Origin of the sequence: Marinomonas sp. BSi20584 (assembly GCF_002792415.1) — a bacterium.
In the GTDB taxonomy this organism is placed as follows: Bacteria; Pseudomonadota; Gammaproteobacteria; order Pseudomonadales; family Marinomonadaceae; genus Marinomonas; species Marinomonas polaris.
Genome location: NZ_KZ454868.1, coordinates 180,151 through 200,083, shown reverse-complemented (window position 1 = coordinate 200,083; position 19,933 = coordinate 180,151). Strand labels below are relative to the sequence as shown.

The following is a 19,933-nucleotide window of genomic DNA, read 5'->3' as shown; positions in this document are numbered from 1 at the left end:
CATGAGCTTGCCAATATATCCATCGATCAGCACTCGCTGATCGGCTAATTATTGATGACGGATTCTGGCTTACCTTTCGGTTTATAAATAGATAGGTCTGATTGATCACTGAACAGGTGCAGGCGAGATTCATCAATATAGAAATTGGCCACTTCGTCTTCGTTTACCATATGGCTTGATGGAGCTTCAACGGTAATCTGACTATCCCCTAATCGACTTGTCAGCTGTATGGTTGAACCAAGCAGTTCTAAGTTCTCCACTGTGCCTTTGATGACCAATGGATTGGTAAGCAAATCTGGCGTGATATGAATATCACAGGGACGAATGCCAAGAGTGGCTTTTGTATTGGTTTGATTATCGTCAACGTCACCGAGTAAGTTTAGCTTTTGTCCTGCAATATCAACATGCCAGCCTTCATCCTTGGCTAATTCAACCGGAATAAAGTTCATGGCTGGACTGCCAATAAACCCTGCGACAAACTTATTTGCAGGGGAGTGATAGATCTCCCTTGGCGTACCAACTTGTTCGACTTTGCCATCACGTAATATTACGATACGGTCAGCCAGCGTCATGGCTTCCACTTGATCGTGTGTCACATAGATGGTGGTTTTCTTCATTTTTTTATGCAGCGTTTTGATCTCGGTACGCATGGAATTACGCAGTTTGGCATCAAGGTTAGAGAGCGGCTCATCGAATAAAAATACCTCTGGCGTTCGCACCATAGCGCGTCCCATTGCAACACGCTGACGTTGCCCGCCAGATAGTGCTCTAGGTTTGCGATCCAGTAACGGCGTCAGTTGCAGCATGTCGGCAACAGGGCGTACTTTTTCCTCTATCTCTGCTTTGCTTAATCCAGCGAGTTTCAGTGCAAAAGCAATGTTTTGGTAAACCGACATGTGTGGGTAAAGAGCATAACTTTGGAACACCATAGCTATGTCGCGTTCTATCGGTTCAAGATCATTAACGACTTTGTTATTGATAAGAATTTCGCCACCGGAAATGTCTTCTAGGCCAGCTAGCATACGCAATGTCGTTGATTTTCCACAGCCAGATGGGCCTAGAAAGACAATGAACTCGCCGTCATTAATTTTTAAATTGAAGTCTTTAACTGTGTGTACATTGCCTGGGTAGATTTTTTCAATATGTTTAAATTCAACAGAAGCCACGGGATTCTTCCTTATTATTCTATTTAGTTGGGTTAGCCTTTTACGGCGCCGCCAGTTAAGCCTTCAACAATGTATTTTTGAGCAAATAAGAAAAATACGATGGCAGGAGTGATGGTCACGGTGACATAGGCAAGTATGCGGTTCCATTCGATGCCATATTCGCCACGATATTGCATGATGCCCAGCGTCCATGGGTATTGTTGCTCTGTGTTTAGTACCAACAACGGCAATAAATAATTATTCCAACTGGCGACCAAGACAAATACACCAACGGTGGCGAGTATTGGAGTGGATAGCGGCAGGATCACATGCCAATAAAATTTGATATAGCTGCAACCATCGACACGAGCCGCATCAAACAGCTCAGCTGGCAGCTGTTCGAAAAAGGTGCGGAACAACAAAATGCTGAAGCCTAAGCCGAATGCTACTTGGGGAATAACGACGCCAGATAAACTATCCAATAGACCGAGATCACGGATCTTTAGGAACAAGGGAAGTATCGCCGCGGCCGCAGGAAACATCATGCCAATTAAGAAGTAGTTATAGATGTATTTATAACCCGCGAACTTAATATGGGAAAACGTAAACGCCGTCATGGTGCCGATGATAAGGGTCAGTAGTACCGAGAAAAACGCAATAATCAGTGAGTTTTTCATCAGCTGCCAAATGGAACCATTGGCAAAAACTTGTGCGTAATATTCAAACTCCCAAACATCTGGTAAGCCAAATGGGTTGGTGCGTAATTCGCCTAAGCTTTTGAACCCACCGAGCACAGTGGCAAACATAGGGACTAATACAAAGCCAGCGACCAAGATTAGGAAGATGTATTTCCCCCAAGATATTCTTCGCATTGCTAACATAGGGTGTTCCTTTTATTTTTTGTCTTTCATAATGGTGCTTTGGTATGTGAAGGCAAAAATCACACAGCAAATAAACAACACCACACCCACCGCACTACCAAAGCCAACATTCATTCTGGTAATACCAAATGTATATAGATAAGAAACCAAGGTATGAGTGCTATTAGATGGTCCACCACCGGTGAGAGGCATAATGAGATCGAAGGTTTGTAGTGCCCCCAGAATACTGAAAAAGATGGATATCGTGATTCCCGACATAATGAGCGGAATCTTTACATACCAAATCGCCTGAAAACGGCTGGCACCATCGAGCTTGCTTGCTTCAATAAGATCTTTAGGGACGCCTTGTAGCGCAGCAATATAAATCATCATGTGGAAGCCGAAATACTTCCAAACAAGCACCACAAGAATGGCCACAAATGCCCAGTTTTTATCCGCCAATATGTACCAAGTATCGGTATTAAGCGCCTCGGTAAATCTCGCCATCACGCCGTAATCGCCATCAAAAACAAAACGCCAAATAAGACCTGCAGCCACTTCTGCCAAAATATAAGGCAAAAAGAAAATGAGGCGGAATAGGCTATTTGCCCAACTTTTTTTATAAATAGACAAAGCAATAATTAGTGCTAAAGGCAACTGAATAACCAATGAAATAAGAATGATCTTGAAGGTGTTCCATACCGCAGTATCAAAAGCACCGTGTTTAAACAAACGGACATAGTTGCTGAATTCTACCCATTGACTCGGTTCACCATAGCCATTCCAGCGGAATAGGCTGTAATACCCCGCCTCACCAATCGGCAAAATAACAAAAATAGTAAACAGCAATAAAGCAGGTGGTAAAAACAAAACCAACGTCAGTAAGCGGTTACCGTGATTATTTTTTTTAAACCAACGTGAGACATTTTGGTTTGAAGAAGTACTGGAGCGCTTTCCAATAGTGGTGACATCATTACTCATAGCAAGCCTCGTGAAAGTGAGAACAGCCAACTTAAGTTGGCTGTATTAGTCGATTAATGCTTATTCAGCGTTATTCAAATTCCCACGCTTCTTGTACTTGCTCTGCTGCTTCCTCAGGAGTAAGCGAGTTACTAACAATACCAACGGAAATGTCGTTCACGACGCTACCTACGTTTGCACCAAATGCTTGGTCATAAAACAATTGATGCCAAGTAGAGTTAGCGATGTTTTGTGCAATGCGCTTTTTAAATGGGTTTTCAATGGCAACATCCGCACCTTTCACAACAGGAATAATCATGTTGATCTTGGCTAGGTGTTTTTGCATATCGATATTAGAAAAATACTTTAACCACTGAACGGATTCAGGGCTTGCTTCAGAGGTAAGCACCCAACCAGCAATGCCTCCTAGCGTATCGGTTGCTTTGCCTTTGCCATCTTTTAAGGCAGGGAAGTTCATCCAGCCTAAATTGTTATCACCAACACCTTCACCACTGATGGATTGCTGAGCTTGGAATAAATAGTTCCAATCACCCATTAGTTGCATGGCGGCTTTACCGTCACCAAAGTTACCAGAGGAATCACCAAAAGAAGCGGCTAAATAACCTGGTTGGAAAGGTTTTAATGCGACTAAACGTTTTAGCTCTTCACCCGCTTTAATGAAGTCTTCACCAGCGAATCCATCGCCTTTTTTGTCGATGGCATCTTGAATGCCTTGTTGACCAGCTTGGCGCATAGTCAGTAGTGCCCAATAAAACTGCACGGGCCATTTATCACCACCAGCTGTAGTGATCGGTGTAATGCCTGCTTTTTGGAGTTTTTTGATTGTGCCTAGGAAGTCATCCCAAGTGACGATTTTAGCGGCATCAACACCCGCTTTTTGGAATAAGCTTTTGTTGTACCAAAAGCCGACTTGGCTAACCATGTAAGGAAGACCGTACTGTTTTCCTTTGTAATTAAACGCATTAAAGCTAGCTTCTGAGAACCTAGGTTTAATGTCTTTCATCTCTTTGGTGACATCTTTCAATAATCCCGCATCAACGCGAGTTTGAAAGTTTCCGCCGCCCCAGCTGTAGAAAATGTCAGGGCGCTGATCGGACTGAAGAAGCGTTGGCAGCTTCTGTTTGAAGGCCTCGTTTTCTAAATATTCCAGTTTGACGTGTTGACCTGGATTGGCTTTTTCATAGTCATTTGCCACTTGCTGCCAAATGGCGACGACTTTCGGATCTGCTTCAAGGTGAAGCATACGGATCGTGGTATCAGCCCAAGTGAATGAAGAGGTTAGTGATGCAGCGATGGCAACTGGATAAAAGATTTTTTTCCAGTTCTTTTTAAGGTCATGAGTCTTGTTGTTATTTTGGTAACACATAAAGAACGTCCTTTTTTATTATTAATCTGATCGTGCTTTTCTTTTATTTTAAAAACTAATTGTTGGTGGTTTTTTAGTTGAATAATCAATGACTTTATATTTATCTTAAAATCTTTTTCAAATTCAGTTTATTAAGTCGTTAAGTGATTTTTTAACGATTTGATCATGATATTCATTCCTAACAGAATTTTAGTGGCTTGATCATTGCCGCATATCCTTCTTTGCTCAATTATGAAATTTGATAATCAAGTTCATTTATTTGTTGGTTATGCTTTATATCTTATAAAAACTCATTTTAAACAATGAACTATTTTTCGTTAAATTTATGATTTTAAATGTTTTTTTATTTTTAAATTGCGATGAAGACTTACTGTGGAAGCTTGGTTTGAGGATCGTTTTGAAGTGATGACGCTTGAAGACGGAGCCTGACTTGTCCATGTGAAATAACGTAGCGGATTTGAGATATTACATAATGTTAATTTTGATGATCTTGTGGGAAAAAAGGTCTCATTAACCTAGTAATTAACTGCTAGCTATAGAGTGCCATCTATAGAATAAGAAAGAGCAGCGCTTGGCTCTACAAAATAGCGCTATGATTATAAATATAAATAGATTTCATGTTTTGCTTATTAAGGTATTCGTTATATGGAAGTTTATAAAAACTCAAGTTTTACCGTGCAGCAGCGAGTGGATGATTTGCTAGCGCGCATGACGTTAGAGGAAAAAATTGCTCAGTTTGGTGCGCAATGGTTGATTTTAGCGCCAGATGGAAACCATCAAGACCGCGATTTTGAGATGGGTGCTCAAGGGGAGCGTAAACCGATTCAAGAGCGTCTAAAACATGGTTTAGGTCAAATTACTCGTCCATTGGGTACACAAGTCATTAGCCCCAATGATGGCGTCAAAGCGTTAAATCAATTGCAAAAGTATCTCGTCGAAGAAACACGCTTGGGCATTCCCGCTATGTCACACGAAGAGTGTTTAGTGGGGCTGATGGCGAAAGGTTCGACTCTGTTTCCTTCCTCTCTTAACTATGGCCACACTTGGAATCCACAACTTATATACCAAGTTGCTCAAGCCATTGGCGAGCAGACTCGTCTTGTCGGAGCTCATCATGGATTAGCGCCAGTGCTGGATGTATCTCGCGATGTGCGCTGGGGCAGAACAGAAGAAACGCTGGGTGAAGATCCTTATCATGTTGGCGTGTTAGCGACAGAATACGTTAAAGGTCTACAAGGCGAAAAGCGCGACCTTCTTGCTACTCTAAAACATTATGTTGGTCATTCTTTTAGCGAAGGCGCGCGCAACCATGCTCCCGTACATTTGGGCTTTAAAGAACTAAACGACACCTTTCTGTTGCCCTTTGAAATGGCGGTAAAACTCGGCAAAGCAGGTTCGTTGATGCCTGCATATCACGATATAGATAACGAAGCTTGTCATGCCTCATACCATTTATTAACCGAAGTGCTGCGTAATCAATGGGGCTTTGATGGCTTGATTGTGGCGGATTATGGCGGTGTTGAGTTATTGGCGAGTCATCATGGCATTGCAGCGGATAACGCGCATGCGGCCGCGTTGGCGTTCAATGCTGGATTAGACATTGAATTGCCAGATGATGCTTGTTCCAGCCAGTTAAACTCGGCACTGCAACGAGGCCTGATTGATGAGCAGAAAATTGATGAGATAGTCACTCGAATCTTGAAAGTAAAATTTGAAATGGGCTTATTTGAACATCCATATTGCAATGAATCTCCCATAGAGCTTCAAAGCGCAAAAGCCACAGAGCTTGCCTATCAAGTCGCTTTACAGTCGGTCGTTATGTTGGAAAACAACGCTGGCTTACCTCTAAATAGCCAACAAAAAATCGCCGTCATTGGCCCAACAGCAGATGACCAATTGGCCTTGCTTGGTGGTTATAGTTTTCCGGTGCATCTAATTTTGAGCAGCGTTGATGACAGTAGCAAGGTATGTCCGACTATTTTAGAAGCGCTGCAGAATGAATTTCCGCAAGTTTTATACAGCAAAGGTTGCGATATTTTAACGGAGCGTCATAGCAATGCTCCGGTCTTCCCAGGCGATGTAGATTTGGCCATGAATCAAACCATGACGTCTCCAGTATCACGAGATACCAGCCAAATTAAACAAGCGATTGAAACGGTCGAGCAAGCGGATGTGGCGATTGTTTGTGTGGGGGATCTTGCTGGTTTGTTCCAGACAGGAACCGTGGGCGAAGGATCGGATACCGACAGTTTAGATTTGCCGGGCGTGCAACAGCAGTTAATTGACGAAGCGATTGCCACAGGTAAACCGGTAATTATTTTGGTTACGGGTGGAAGGCCATACAACTTAAATGGTGCAGAAGAAAAAGCCGCTGCGGTCTTATTTGGTTGGGCTCCGGGTCAAGAAGGCGCAAGAGCGATTGCGGATATTATTGTCGGTAAACAATCACCATCTGGGCGATTAACCCTATCGATTCCTAAAAATGCTGGCGCTGTGCCTTATTCTTATAACCATAAACTCAAAAGCGGTGGAACGCCCATCGCCTATCATTTTGGGTCGAAATATAACTTTGGTTACGGCCTGACTTACACTGACTTTGCTTATAAAAATATGCAGATCGAAGACAAGCAGGTGTCGATTGAAGATGGCGTGATTAGAGTATCAGTCGAGCTTGAAAACATCGGTAATCGAGCTGGTTGCGAGGTCGTGCAACTTTACGTGAAAGATAAGCTGTGTTCTTTGGTTCGGCCGATTCGTGAGTTAAAAGGCTTTCAGCGGGTTGATTTGCCTGCTGGCGCTTCAACTACTGTCGTGTTTGAGTTACCTGTTGATATGCTGAATTTCACTAATTCTGCTCATCAGAGAATGGTAGAAGCTGGTGAGTTCGACATTATGATTGGCAAGTCCGCGACGAATATTCTGTTCAATCAAACGGTAGACGTGATTGGAGACAATAGGGTATTGCCGCAATACTGGAATATGCTTTGTCATTCTTACCATAAACTACATTGATCTTTGCCTGAAAAAACATGTGAGCCTGAAAAACATGTGAGCCTGAAAAACATGTGAGCCTGAAAAACCATGTGAGATGAGCCGAACAGCGCTTGTCTCACATCGGTTAACTTCCCAGATCTCATCCTGTTATTGCCAGTGACTTACACTACGCATTTGTCTGTCAGAAGCGTAATTATTTGTCCTCTCTTTTGTCTTCTCTTTCGTCCTATATTTAGCCCTCTCGTTCGTCCTCTGCGAAGCCATATCCAAAGCCGTCATCTTCTCTGTCGTAAATTGTCATTCGCTGGACGCTTCCAAGCATTAGGGTAGAAATCTTTATCTCTATTATCACGGTGAACGCTTAATCTATGGCGTCTTGGCTGACATCTTGGTTGACTAAGACGCTGCAACCTTTTTTAACCATGTCACGATGATCGTTGAAACGATTATTTATCTAAGGAGCTGATCTGATGCAGCATTATTCCGGCTTTGGGTTGTTAAAGCACAGTTTTAGCCATCACGAGAATTGGCAGCGGGTGTGGCGCAATCCAACCCCGAAAAAGAAATACGATGTGATCATCGTCGGCGGCGGTGGTCATGGTTTGGCAACGGCCTATTACTTGGCGAAAGAATTTGGTGTCACCAATGTCGCGGTGATTGAAAAAGGTTTTTTGGGTGGTGGTAACACTGCTCGAAATACCACCATTGTCCGCTCCAATTACTTGTGGGACGAGGCTGCTCACCTTTACGAGCATTCGATGAAATTGTGGGAAGGTTTGTCACAGGATTTGAACTACAACGTAATGTTTTCTCAGCGTGGCTGTTTGAACCTTGGTCACACCTTGCAAGACATGCGTGATATCGAGCGCCGCGTAAATGCCAACCGTTTAAATGGCATTGATGGCGAAGTATTAGATGCTCAGCAAGTGAAAGAAATCGTGCCTGTGTTGGATTGTTCTGATCGCGCGCGATATCCAGTGATGGGCGCGTCTTGGCAACCACGTGCAGGTGTTGCTCGTCACGATGCCGTTGCTTGGGGCTTTGCCCGTGGTGCCGATACTCGTGGTGTGGATCTGATTCAACAAACCGAAGTGGAAGACCTAATTATCGAAGACGGCACAGTCGTCGGTGTGCGTACTGCGCGTTATGGCGAGATACGAGCGGATCGAGTGGGTTGCGTGGTGGCGGGTAACTCTAGCGTCTTAGCGAAAATGGGCGGCTTTGAATTGCCTTTAGAGTCCCATCCTTTACAAGCCTTGGTGTCTGAACCTATCAAGCCGATTCTCGATACTGTTGTCATGTCTAACCAAGTACATGGTTATGCGTCGCAATCGGACAAAGGCGATTTAGTAATTGGCGCGGGGATTGATGGTTACAACGGCTATGGCCAGCGTGGTTCTTATTCCACTATCGAGCATACGATTCAGGCGATTGTCGAAATGTTCCCAGTGTTTAGCCGTGTGCGTATGAATCGTCAATGGGGCGGTATCGTTGATACGTGTCCAGATGCGTGTCCGATTATCAGTGAAACGCCAGTGAAAAACTTGTACTTCAACTGTGGTTGGGGAACAGGCGGTTTTAAAGCGACACCAGGCTCAGGCCATGTATTTGCCGCGTCTTTGGCGAAGGGCGAAATGCACCCATTGGCGAAACCTTTTTCTATGTTCCGTTTCCATAACGGTGCGCTGGTGGATGAACACGGCGCAGCTGGCGTAGCACATTAAGCGGGCTAAGACCGAATAAGGAGAGAAGTACCATGTTTCATATTTATTGCCCGCATTGTTGTGAATACCGCGAGGAAGAAGAGTTTCATGCGTCTGGTCAGGCGCATATTCCGCGCCCATTAGACCCAGATGCTTGCACAGATAAAGAGTGGGGCGAATTTATGTATTTTCGTGCCAATCCACGCGGAATACATCATGAGCTTTGGGTTCATGGAGCGGGTTGTCGTAAGTATTTCAACATCACTCGTAATACTCACACTTACGAAATTCTAGAAGTCTACAAGGTTGGCGAAAAGCCATCTATTGTGGCCAACGAAGCGAAATAGAGGAGCGACACAATGACACAAGATTTGAGTAAGCAGTCTAATCGTCTCCAAGATGGCGGAAGAATTGATCGCTCTAAACCGCTGACTTTTACCTACAACGGCAAACAATACAAAGGCTTCGAAGGCGATACCTTGGCCTCAGCCTTGTTGGCGAATGGCATTGATATTGTTGGTCGCAGTTTTAAATACAGTCGTCCGCGCGGCATCGTCGCTGCGGGCGCTGAAGAGCCAAACGCCATCATGCAAATTGGCTCGACTGAAGCGACACAAATTCCTAATGTGCGTGCGACTCAGCAGTCTCTTTACAATGGTTTGGTTGCCAGCACGACAAACGGTTGGCCGAATGTCGATACAGACTTGATGAGCTGGGTAGGAAAGATCGGTGGGAAAATGATGCCACCGGGTTTTTACTACAAAACTTTCATGTACCCAAAATCCATGTGGGAAACCTACGAATCTTACATTCGTAAAGCCGCCGGTCTTGGTCGCGCACCAAAGGAAAATGATCCAGACATCTACGACAAGATGAATCAACATTGCGACGTTATGATTGTTGGCGCAGGTCCAGCGGGTCTAATAGCGGCATTAACTGCAGCACGCGCTGGCGCACGAGTCATTATTGCCGACGAGCAAAACGAATTTGGCGGAAGCTTGCTAAGCAGTACAGAAACGCTGAATGGCAAACCGGCCGCAGAATGGATCGCTGAAGTTGTGGAAGAATTGTCAGGCTTTGACGATGTCTTGATGCTGCCGAATTCTCAGGTAAACGGCTATCACGATCATAACTTCTTAACCATTCAACAGCATTGTACCGATCAATTTGCAGATCGCGCGCCTAATGGTCAAATCGCTCAGCGCTTGCATCGTGTGCGTGCCAAATGGGTGATCTTGGCAACAGGTGCTCATGAGCGTCCTTTGGTTTATGGCAATAACGATTTGCCGGGTTGCATGGTTGCCAATGCAGTGTCGACCTATATCAACCGTTACGGCGTCGCGCCAGGCAAAGATTTAGTCTTGATGACATCGAATGACAATGCCTATCGCACCGCGCTGGATTGGCACGATGCAGGACGTAACGTAGTAGCGATTGTTGATTCTCGTAAGAATCCACAAGGCACCTTCGTTGAAGCAGCCCGCGAACGTGGTATTAGCATTCTTGTTAGCTCTGGTGTGATTGAAGCTCATGGCAGCAAACGTGTTACTGGTGTTTCTATTGCGCCATTAAACGAGGCTGGCGATGGGATTGTTGGCTCCGTTGTGAAAATGATGGCAGATACGGTTGCCACGTCTGGCGGCTGGAGTCCGGTTATTCACTTGTCTTGTCATACTGGCGCTCGTCCTGTTTGGAACGACGACATTGTTGGTTTCACACCGGGTGCAACGGTTCAGAAACAACTCACAGCTGGTGCGATTAATGGTGCGTTCAGCACAGTACAAGTGTTAGAAGAAGGCTTGAGCGCAGCTTGTGATGCCTTGGCTCATTTAGGTTTAGATAAGCCTGATGTTGCCTTGCCAGAAGCCGACGTGATCGAAGAGGGCAAAGCTATGGCTTTGTTCCATATTCCACACACTAAACCGACATCAAAAGCGCCTAAACAGTTTGTCGATTATCAGAACGACGTAACCGCAGCAGGCATAGAGCTGGCGTGTCGTGAAGGCTTTGAATCTATTGAACATGTTAAGCGTTATACCGCGATGGGCTTTGGTACAGACCAAGGCAAGCTAGGTAACATTAACGGTATGGCGATTGCGGCGAAAATGCTTAAGCAAACCATTCCAGAAACTGGCACGACGATTTTCCGTCCGAACTACACGCCGGTGACGTTTGGCGCGATTGCCGGACGTGATTGTGGTGAATTGTTTGATCCGAAACGCTATACAGCGATGCATGCTTGGCATGTGGAACGTGGCGCGAAATTTGAAGATGTCGGTCAATGGAAGCGAGCTTGGTATTACCCGCAAGGCAATGAAACCATGCAAGACTCGTTAAATCGTGAGTGTTTAGCGACTCGTGAATCGGTCGGTATTTTGGATGCATCTACCTTGGGTAAAATCGATATTCAAGGCAAAGACGCACGCGAATTTTTAGGTCGAGTTTATACCAACGCATGGGCGAAATTGGCCGTAGGCAAATGTCGATACGGCTTAATGTGCGGTGAAGACGGCATGGTATTTGATGACGGTGTGACGTCTTGCTTGGCGGAAAATCATTTCTTGATGACCACAACGACAGGCGGCGCAGCTCGCGTATTGTCTTGGTTAGAGATTTATCACCAAACCGAATGGCCAGAGATGGAGGTCTACTTCACCTCGGTGACCGATCATTGGTCAACTATGACGATTTCGGGCCCAAACAGCCGCAAATTGTTGGAAAAAATTACTGATTTTGATGTATCGAAAGAAAACTTCGCTTACATGGATTGGAAAGCGATGACGGTTGCGGGTGGTATTCCTGCTCGTGTGTTCCGAATTTCCTTTACAGGTGAATTGTCGTTCGAGATCAACGTACAGGCAAACTACGGATTACACGTTTGGAAGACCTTGTTCGAACATGGCAAAGAGTTCAATTTGACGCCATACGGCACGGAAACCATGCATATATTGCGTGCGGAAAAAGGCTTTATCATTGCGGGGCAAGATACCGATGGTTCTGTGCATCCGTTTGATTTAGGCATGCCTTGGGCGGTATCTATGCAGAAGCCGTTTAGCTTTATCGGTAAGCGCGGGATGCAGCGCGAAGACTGTGTTCGCGCGGATCGTAAGCAGCTGGTGGGTTTGAAAACCATTGATCCAAATGTCGTCTTGCCAGAAGGCGCACAAGGCGTATTAGATCCGAAAGCTCCGATTCCAATGCCGATGGTTGGGCATGTAACGTCTAGCTATTGGAGTGCGAACTTGAAGCGTTCTGTGGCAATGGGCTTTGTTAAAGGCGGACTGGAAAAAATGGGTGAAAAAGTCTTTTACCCATTGGCTGATGGTCGTGTTATCGAAGCGGAAATTTGTAGCCCAGTATTCTTAGATCCAAAAGGGGAACGTCAAAATGTCTGATGTCAAAGTAGAAGCTGTTGAGTTAGAAGCAACTGACAAATTGGTGATGAACCAAGTGCCTTTATCAGCAGAATTAAGCGGAATTGGTGAAAGCCCTTTGCATCATGCGGATCTTGCTAGTATTGCAGAACACGGCCCGCAAGAAGGCGGCGTGCATTTTCATGAACGCAAGCTGATGGGATTATTAACCTTGCGTTGCCTGCCATCTACAGAGCAGCAAGAAATGATTAAGTCCTTATTGGGCGTGGCATTGCCAATGCAGCCGCTTACTTCTGTCACCAAAGATGATTCATTGATAGGAAAGGTCTCTGTACGTTGGGTATCACCTGATGAATGGCTGATTATTGTTGAAGGTGATAAAGCGTTTGAAATAGAAAGTAGCTTTCATGACAAACTGATGGGGCATTTCTCATTAGTGAACATCAGCGGCGGCACCACTATCTTTGAAGTGTCTGGCAGTCATGTGGTCGGGATGCTGAAAAAGTCGACACCAGTGGATTTGCATGCGAGTGAATTTCCAGTTGGCAAAGTAGTGTCTACGGTATTTGCTAAAAGCGGCGCGATGATTTGTCGATTAGCAGATGATCAATTCGAATTAGTCGTGCGACGTAGCTTTGCCGATTATCTCTGGCTATGGATTCAAGACGCCAGTCGAGAATACGGTTTGGTCGTAAAAGCCTAATTTCCTCTCACTCACTTATGTATTTCACGGTTTTGGTTGGCCACTTTTTTGGTGGTCGGCCTTTTTCGTGACGTAAAAAGCTTAAGACAATAAGAGACTATTTTATGAAATCAAAAACCGCGCCTTGGATTTTTACCGCTAGCTGCCCAAGCATCATCGGAACGGTCGACGTAGTTACTCGATACATGGCGCAAGCCGGTAACTATGTTGATGAAATACACTCCTTTGATGACCGAGAATCTGGTCGTTTTTTTATCCGCATAGAATTCTTACCACAACATGCCGATTTCAATTCCGACGTGTTCAAAGCGGAATTTGCAGAACGCGCCGCTGAGTTTGATATGGATTGGTCGTTAACTGCACCAAACCACAAACCGAAAGTCGCGATCATGGTGTCGAAATACGATCATTGTTTGAATGACTTGTTGTATCGCTTTCGTACTGGGCAATTGAATATCGACGTTACGGTCATTATCTCCAACCACCCTGATTTAGAAGACCTTGCGAAATGGCACGGCATTCCGTACTACCACTTGCCAATTACCGCCGACACCAAGCTAGAACAAGAAGCGCAAGTGCGAGAATTAATCGAGCAATACGATACCGAATTAGTCGTGCTAGCGCGTTACATGCAAGTGCTTTCTCCAAGCATGTGTGAATACCTTGATGGTCGCGCGATTAATATCCATCACTCTTTATTGCCAGGATTTAAAGGCGCTCGACCTTATCATCAAGCATGGGAAAAAGGCGTGAAAATGGTTGGAGCAACCGCTCACTACGTTAACAATGACCTCGACGAAGGTCCGATTATCTCTCAAGGCATTCAAGTAGTTAACCATGCTCATTACGCGGAAGATCTTATCGCTAAAGGCCAAGACATCGAACGTGTCACCTTATTTAACGCGGTGAAATGCCACGTAGAAAAACGTGTGTTCTTGAATGGTAAACGCACCGTTGTGTTTGGTGGGTAGATATTTTTTAAAGTACAGATTTATCTTTTTAGCGTTCAGGTTGGGTTCAGAAATGAGTGCTAATGTGTGTTGGACTATTAATTTTAGTAGTCTTCCATACTGGAGGAAAAGCAATGAATGTTAGTTCAAGCATGAACTCATCACTTGTGAGCGGATTGAGCCTTCCTAGAGCAAATTATTCCGCACAAGAAGCGAGTGAGCCTGTATCTGCTCCCGAAAATGATGGAGACAGCGATGATTTCAATGTCAACCAAACACAAGTAAGTTCGCCTACTACGAATTTGAGTGGGCAGACTATCGGACAACGCATCAATGTAATGGCTTAATTATCTTTAGTAATGTTAAAAGTCGCCATACTTTGTCTTTTGAGTATGGCGACTTTTTTAAACTCTGAGAATTGTTCGATCCTTGTAGGTAGTGTTTTTAAATCACTCGACCTGCGTTTAAAATTCCGTTTGGATCCATGGTGTTTTTTAGAGCTCGCATCAGTTCGATTTCTTCTGGTGTTCTTGAATAATGTAAGTACTTTTTCTTCAATACACCTATGCCATGTTCTGCGGAAACTGAGCCTTTAAATTGACCTGTCATATTCATGATATTTGCCGAGATGGCATCTAGGTCTTCTGCTAAACCAGTTCCAGCACAAAGGTGTAGGTTACTGTCACCAATGTGGCCAAAGATACGTAATTTGATGGTTGGGAAAGCCTCGTAGAGTGACGATTCAAGTTGTTCTACGAAGTTTTTCATCTGGCTGATTGGCACACTGATATCGGTATTAACTACTGGACCCATAGTGGCAAGTAGCTCGCCGATTCCGTCACGAATTTGCCAGAAGGAAGCTGTCTGTTTGGCGGATTGAGCAATGACAGCATCTGCCACTAAACCTGATTCCATTGTTTCGAATAATACAGACGAGAACTTTTCATTATCCTGCTGGTGATCTTGGCCTTGGTATTCAATCAGGGCGTAAAAAGGATAGCTTTGTTGAAATGGGCTGGCTGCCTGTTCAACTGTATCAATGACTTCGTCAAAATAATTTGCCCACATCACCTCGAATGAAGTAACACCATCACCTAATGAGGAATAGCTTTTCTTCAGCAAGGCTAAGACATCGGAGAAATTAGAGAGGGCGCAAAGGGCGGTTTGTACAGAGTTTGCTTTTGGATAGAGTCGCATCACGACTTTTGTGACAATTCCTAATGTGCCTTCTGAGCCAATAAATAAGTGCTTTAGATCAAATCCGGCGTTATTTTTTAGCATTTTATTGAGAGAGCTAATAATAGTTCCATTTGGAAGAACGGCTTCTAGACCAAGCACTAAGGCACGGGTTGAACCGTAACGAATGACTTGATTGCCACCCGCATTAGTTGAAACCACACCACCAGCTGTACAAGTACCACGAGAGCCCATATCTAAAGGCAAGCATAAGCCGACTTCTTCTGCGGCTTCTTGTAGAACTTGTAAGGGAGTTCCTGCGTGAGCGGTTATGGTCATGGAATCTGTATCAATTTCGATGACGCCAGACATTCTTTCTAATGAAATGGCAATTTCATTGTTTTGCGGTACAGCGCCAGCACTAATGCCAGTCATACCGCCTTGGATTACGACAGGCTGTTTGTTGTCATTACAGATTTTTAACGTGCTGGCCACGTCTTCAGTTGAAGATGCTCTAATAACCGCAATAGGCAATAACCCCTTCACGCCGCTCCAATCCGTTTTGTATTTTTCACTAATTGAGGAGCCAGTGATAACCGTTTTTTCCCCAAGTGCATCCGTTAGTTGCGTGATGATATCGTTCATTAATAGTACCTAAAGTTAGTCAGTAATTATTGTTGTTTGAGTAGAGCCTTAATCGCCACTTTATGTATTTGGCTTATATTTTTGTGTTTAGAGTCTACATTATGAAAGTATGGTAAGACTATTTTCAAAATAAAAATGCGCTGTTTTTGAGTTCATGACATTAATCTAATTATAAATTTTGGTCTATTTATCTCTATGTAACGTATCAAACTCTGACGAATTCATTTTTAGACATTCAAGAGGCCAATTTTGAAGGTGAAAAAAGTATGTGTGGCGCTGAGTTCTTTACTACTCGTTGCCTGTACGAAAGTTGGGTTGGGCGTAGCCAATTTACCCAATACCTTTAGTGATACCGAAACGACAAATGATATTGCTTATGGATCAGAGCCTTGGCAAAAACTAGATATTTATGTTCCTCCTCATTCTTCTGGTCAATACTCTTCTGGTCAATCTCTTCCTGTTGTGGTTTTCTTTTATGGTGGTAGCTGGAAAGATGGATCAAAAGACATGTATCCCTTTGTCGGTGAAGCTTTCGCGAAAAAAGGCTACATCACTGTGATTGCAGATTACAGCAAATACCCACAGGTAAAATTTCCGACCTTTGTTGAAGATGGCGCCAAGGCGATTGCTTGGACGTATCGCCATATTGCCCAATACCAAGGCGACCCTAAGCGTTTATTTGTTGCAGGGCATTCTGCTGGTGCGCACATTGGCGCAATGGTCACAGCGGATATACATTACTTGCAAGCGGAAGGCTTAACGCCATCTATTATAAACGCCTTTGCTGGATTATCTGGCCCCTATGATTTTGTGCCTTACGAAGAAGATTATATGGACATGTTTGGTCCACCAGAAAACTATCCAAATATGCAGGTAACGACATTCATTGATGGCAAAGAGCCGCCAATGCTATTGCTTTGGGGCGCTGACGATACCATCGTTGGCAAAAGCAATATGGATAAACTGATTACGAAAATTAACCTTGAGCAGGGCGCAGTTGAGAGCAAAATTTACCAAGGTGTTGGTCATGCCGACATGGTGGCTAGCCTGGTTTGGTTTTTGAAAAGCAAAGCGCCTATTGTAGATGATGTTGATGAATTCTTTCAGCGCCATGGAGCGAATGCCGTAACAGTGGAAGATTAAAGTGTACTGACATTTTGCTTAGTTAAGATGGTGCTTAAATCTTTTAATGGTCATTAATCAGTTAAGCAAACACATATAAAAATTACGAAACTCCACATTATTTTTTTACACGAAAAATATAATCTGAATGTAAGTGACCTATGAAATGCATCCAGTATAGAAGGGCTTAATGTGGATTTAGTTCGACTTATTTATACCAGTACTATTACCGAGCAATTTGAGGTTGATGACATTGCCCGCATTCTTAAAGTGGCACAAGTCAAAAATAAAGCCCTCAATGTGACTGGCTTGCTGTCTTTTAATCGGCAGTTCTTTCTCCAATGTTTAGAGGGAACGCGTCAAGATGTGAACCAGATTTATCATAAAATCGCGACTGATCCGCGCCATAAAAAGCCTGAAATAATTGATTATCAAGAAATTCCCCACAGGGAGTTCGATAGCTGGAATATGGGCTATTTACAAAATACAGAAAGCCTTCGTGAACTATTTTATCAGCATACAAAAAGCATCAGTTTCGACCCCTATAACATGAATGGCGAGAGCGCGAAGTCACTGTTATTGGATATAAGAGACGAGATAAAAAGGGCAGAATCGCAATAAGACTTTAAGGAAATCTAAGCTTCAATGTTGATGTAACTCTTCTTTTGCATAAGCATTGCTTATGCACATGATTCCTAATTGTTTTGCTGGAGTTTTTTTTACTGGTTGATCAGTTTAGTATACTCGCCTCTTTCTCCCGACTCATTGTGAAGTAGTTTAATATGACGGATACCAGTTTCAACTTAGATTTGGCCGCTGAGTTAAAGGCCATTGTCGGAAATCAATACACGTTAACAGACGAAGATAAGACAAAACCATATAGTCAGGGTTTTCGTCTTGGTGGTGGCAAAGCGTATGCAGTAGTGCGCCCTGGTAGTCTAGTTGAAATCTGGAAATGTCTGCAAGCCTGTGTAAAAGCCGATGTGATTGTCATTATGCAAGCGGCTAATACTGGCTTGACTGGTGGTTCAACACCAAATGGCGCGGACTATGATCGTCCTATCGTTATCATCAGCACCATGCGCATCGACGATATTCAGCTGCTTGATCAAGGCAAACAAATCGTCGGTTTTGCGGGTAGTACTCTGTTTGGCTTAGAAGACACGCTGAAACCTTATGGTCGTGAACCGCATTCTGTTATTGGCTCTTCTTGTATTGGCGCATCTATTGTTGGTGGTGTGTGTAACAACTCTGGCGGCGCGTTAGTTCAACGTGGTCCTGCATACACAGAAATGTCTTTGTTTGCCCAAGTTACCCAAGATGGTGAACTGCAATTGGTGAACAACTTAGGCATTGAGCTAGGAAGTGATCCAGAAGAAATTCTGACCAACCTGCAAAACAAAAAGTACCAAGAAAAAGACATTCAATTCCCAGATAAACGTGGCTCTGATAACGAATACCATGAGCGCATTCGAGACGTCGACGCCGAGACGCCATCACGTTTCAACAACGATCCACGTCGTTTATACGAAGCATCAGGTTGTGCGGGTAAACTTGCTGTATTTGCCGTGCGTATCGATACCTTTCCTATTCCTGAAAAGTATCAAGTTTTCTACATCGGTACCAATGATCCTGCAGTTATGGAACAGATGCGCCGCGATATGCTATCGACCTTTACCAACTTGCCTGTGTCTGGCGAATATATGCATAACAGCAGCTATGACATCAGTAAAAAATATGGCAAAGACAGCTACTTGGTGATCGATAAACTCGGCACCAAATACATTCCTAAAATGTTTGCTCTGAAGAGAACCGTAGACAGATGGGCAGGCAAATTGAAGTTCATGCCAAGCAAGTTCTCCGACATCATGATGCAGTACATGAGTCAGCTTTTCCCGAATCATTTGCCAAAACGCATGGAAGATTTCCGTGAAAAATACGAACACCATTGGATCGTGGAAACCAGCAATGACGGTGTTGCAGAAGCACAAGCGTACTTAGACAACTTCTTTAAAGACAATGAAGGCGATTACTTTGCTTGTACCAAGCGTGAAGCTGACCAAGCTATCTTGCATCGCTTCGTTACTGGTGGTGCCTTGACGCGCTATCACATCATGAATGGTAAAGAGCTCGGTTCCATCATGACCATCGACGTGGCGTTCCCACGTAATGAGCGCGATTGGTTTGAAGAGCTACCAAAAGACATCGAAGAGAAAGTCGCGGTGAAAATGTACTACGGGCATTTCTTCTGTCACGTCATGCATCAAAACTACATTATGAAAAAAGGCGTTGATGCCAAAGCGGTGAAGAAGCAAATTCTATCCAGCTACGACGCCCGCGGCGCGGAATACCCAGCCGAGCATAACGTAGGTCATGAATACATGGCGAAACCTGCACTGCGTGAGTTTTACCAAAAAACTGACCCAACCAACAGCTTCAACTCAGGCATCGGCGGCACCAGTAAACTGAAAAACTGGCAAGAACTGAGCGACGAACACAAAGGCTGTGGTTGTCATAAATAAGCGTTTGTTAGAGTAAACAAAAAAAGCCGAGACGTTTCTTTTGAAAACGTCTCGGTTTTTTTGCTTCTTTACTTAATCATTGAGAATTGAGAGATTTCTATATCTTGCCCGTCAGGGAACTTGGCGTGTATTTCTAGCTTACCTCCCAATGCTTCAATATATTGATTCAATGTACTGATAAGGGCATCGGGACGATTTTCAATTTGAGAGATGTTTGGCTGAGCGATATTCATAAGGCCGGCTAAATCTGCCTGATTTATGCCTCTTTTTTTTCTAACCTCTGCAAGAGACATCTCTGTAATAATGGCAACAGCTTTAGCTCTAGCTGCGGCTTGAACCTCTGGTTTAATTTTTTTCCGTAATTCGTTGATCGACTTAGCCATAACTAAACC

The 19,933-nt window shown here is 44.0% G+C and carries 16 protein-coding genes; 10 read left to right on the top strand and 6 right to left on the bottom strand.

Features of this window, described 5'->3' with window-relative positions; genetic code table 11:
• Positions 1-44: 44 nt before the first annotated feature.
• From TY87_RS00970 to TY87_RS00955, 4 genes are all read right to left on the bottom strand, one after another.
• On the bottom strand, positions 45-1,166 hold the full coding sequence (locus TY87_RS00970) for an ABC transporter ATP-binding protein (RefSeq protein WP_100185672.1): 1,122 nt from the start codon (positions 1,164-1,166) through the stop codon (positions 45-47).
• Between the two features lie 32 nt (positions 1,167-1,198).
• On the bottom strand, positions 1,199-2,026 hold the full coding sequence (locus tag TY87_RS00965; protein WP_100185671.1) for a carbohydrate ABC transporter permease: 828 nt from the start codon (positions 2,024-2,026) through the stop codon (positions 1,199-1,201).
• Positions 2,027-2,038: 12 nt separating this feature from the next.
• Positions 2,039-2,986: a carbohydrate ABC transporter permease gene (locus tag TY87_RS00960; RefSeq protein ID WP_100185670.1), complete on the bottom strand. Its 948-nt coding sequence runs from the start codon at positions 2,984-2,986 to the stop codon at positions 2,039-2,041.
• Between the two features lie 70 nt (positions 2,987-3,056).
• Complete coding sequence (locus tag TY87_RS00955; RefSeq protein WP_100185669.1) at positions 3,057-4,352, bottom strand: ABC transporter substrate-binding protein; 1,296 nt, start codon at positions 4,350-4,352, stop codon at positions 3,057-3,059.
• A gap of 645 nt (positions 4,353-4,997) precedes the next feature.
• On the opposite strand from TY87_RS00955, the gene TY87_RS00950 reads away from it, so the two are divergent.
• From TY87_RS00950 to TY87_RS00920, 7 genes are all read left to right on the top strand, one after another.
• Positions 4,998-7,364: a glycoside hydrolase family 3 N-terminal domain-containing protein gene (locus TY87_RS00950; RefSeq protein ID WP_100185668.1), complete on the top strand. Its 2,367-nt coding sequence runs from the start codon at positions 4,998-5,000 to the stop codon at positions 7,362-7,364.
• 452 nt (positions 7,365-7,816) lie between these two features.
• Complete coding sequence (locus tag TY87_RS00945) at positions 7,817-9,070, top strand: sarcosine oxidase subunit beta family protein (protein ID WP_100185667.1); 1,254 nt, start codon at positions 7,817-7,819, stop codon at positions 9,068-9,070.
• A 32-nt stretch (positions 9,071-9,102) separates the two neighbouring features.
• Entirely contained in the window at positions 9,103-9,396 is a 294-nt protein-coding gene (locus tag TY87_RS00940; protein WP_072840012.1) for a sarcosine oxidase subunit delta, read from the top strand.
• Positions 9,397-9,408: 12 nt separating this feature from the next.
• Positions 9,409-12,444 carry a sarcosine oxidase subunit alpha gene (locus TY87_RS00935; protein ID WP_100185666.1) on the top strand — a complete coding sequence of 1,012 codons (3,036 nt, stop codon included), beginning with the start codon at positions 9,409-9,411 and terminating at the stop codon, positions 12,442-12,444.
• Positions 12,437-13,126, top strand: coding sequence for a sarcosine oxidase subunit gamma (locus TY87_RS00930; protein WP_100185665.1), 690 nt, complete (start codon positions 12,437-12,439; stop codon positions 13,124-13,126). The genes TY87_RS00935 and TY87_RS00930 overlap by 8 nt, the downstream gene beginning before the upstream one ends.
• Before the next feature lie 104 nt (positions 13,127-13,230).
• Complete coding sequence (purU, locus tag TY87_RS00925) at positions 13,231-14,097, top strand: formyltetrahydrofolate deformylase (RefSeq protein ID WP_072840015.1); 867 nt, start codon at positions 13,231-13,233, stop codon at positions 14,095-14,097.
• 113 nt (positions 14,098-14,210) lie between these two features.
• Positions 14,211-14,423, top strand: coding sequence for a hypothetical protein (locus TY87_RS00920; RefSeq protein WP_157789858.1), 213 nt, complete (start codon positions 14,211-14,213; stop codon positions 14,421-14,423).
• A gap of 97 nt (positions 14,424-14,520) precedes the next feature.
• Here the strand turns inward: TY87_RS00920 and TY87_RS00915 are convergent, their stop codons facing one another.
• A complete protein-coding gene (locus TY87_RS00915) occupies positions 14,521-15,897 on the bottom strand; it encodes an FAD-binding oxidoreductase (RefSeq protein WP_012070444.1) in 1,377 nt (458 codons plus the stop codon).
• Between the two features lie 255 nt (positions 15,898-16,152).
• On the opposite strand from TY87_RS00915, the gene TY87_RS00910 reads away from it, so the two are divergent.
• The 3 genes from TY87_RS00910 (at position 16,153) to dld (ending at position 19,541) form a co-directional block, all read left to right on the top strand.
• Entirely contained in the window at positions 16,153-17,040 is an 888-nt protein-coding gene (locus TY87_RS00910; protein ID WP_100185745.1) for an alpha/beta hydrolase, read from the top strand.
• Between the two features lie 171 nt (positions 17,041-17,211).
• Positions 17,212-17,640, top strand: a complete 429-nt coding sequence (locus TY87_RS00905) for a BLUF domain-containing protein (protein WP_100185663.1) — start codon at positions 17,212-17,214, stop codon at positions 17,638-17,640.
• Between the two features lie 161 nt (positions 17,641-17,801).
• Positions 17,802-19,541, top strand: a complete 1,740-nt coding sequence (gene dld, locus TY87_RS00900) for a D-lactate dehydrogenase (protein WP_100185662.1) — start codon at positions 17,802-17,804, stop codon at positions 19,539-19,541.
• Between the two features lie 68 nt (positions 19,542-19,609).
• Here the strand turns inward: dld and TY87_RS00895 are convergent, their stop codons facing one another.
• Positions 19,610-19,924: an XRE family transcriptional regulator gene (locus tag TY87_RS00895; protein ID WP_100185661.1), complete on the bottom strand. Its 315-nt coding sequence runs from the start codon at positions 19,922-19,924 to the stop codon at positions 19,610-19,612.
• Positions 19,925-19,933 lie beyond the last annotated feature (9 nt).

Excerpts from the sequence above, each read along its gene's own strand:
- TY87_RS00955 (WP_100185669.1), bottom strand. The coding sequence starts at position 4,352 with ATGTGTTACCAAAATAACAACAAGACTCATGACCTTAAAAAGAACTGG.
- TY87_RS00895 (WP_100185661.1), bottom strand. The coding sequence starts at position 19,924 with ATGGCTAAGTCGATCAACGAATTACGGAAAAAAATTAAACCAGAGGTT.
- dld (WP_100185662.1), top strand. The coding sequence starts at position 17,802 with ATGACGGATACCAGTTTCAACTTAGATTTGGCCGCTGAGTTAAAGGCC.
- purU (WP_072840015.1), top strand. The coding sequence starts at position 13,231 with ATGAAATCAAAAACCGCGCCTTGGATTTTTACCGCTAGCTGCCCAAGC.
- TY87_RS00950 (WP_100185668.1), top strand. The coding sequence starts at position 4,998 with ATGGAAGTTTATAAAAACTCAAGTTTTACCGTGCAGCAGCGAGTGGAT.
- TY87_RS00960 (WP_100185670.1), bottom strand. The coding sequence starts at position 2,986 with ATGAGTAATGATGTCACCACTATTGGAAAGCGCTCCAGTACTTCTTCA.
- TY87_RS00945 (WP_100185667.1), top strand. The coding sequence starts at position 7,817 with ATGCAGCATTATTCCGGCTTTGGGTTGTTAAAGCACAGTTTTAGCCAT.
- TY87_RS00920 (WP_157789858.1), top strand. The coding sequence starts at position 14,211 with ATGAATGTTAGTTCAAGCATGAACTCATCACTTGTGAGCGGATTGAGC.
- TY87_RS00935 (WP_100185666.1), top strand. The coding sequence starts at position 9,409 with ATGACACAAGATTTGAGTAAGCAGTCTAATCGTCTCCAAGATGGCGGA.
- TY87_RS00965 (WP_100185671.1), bottom strand. The coding sequence starts at position 2,026 with ATGTTAGCAATGCGAAGAATATCTTGGGGGAAATACATCTTCCTAATC.
- TY87_RS00930 (WP_100185665.1), top strand. The coding sequence starts at position 12,437 with ATGTCTGATGTCAAAGTAGAAGCTGTTGAGTTAGAAGCAACTGACAAA.
- TY87_RS00915 (WP_012070444.1), bottom strand. The coding sequence starts at position 15,897 with ATGAACGATATCATCACGCAACTAACGGATGCACTTGGGGAAAAAACG.
- TY87_RS00940 (WP_072840012.1), top strand. The coding sequence starts at position 9,103 with ATGTTTCATATTTATTGCCCGCATTGTTGTGAATACCGCGAGGAAGAA.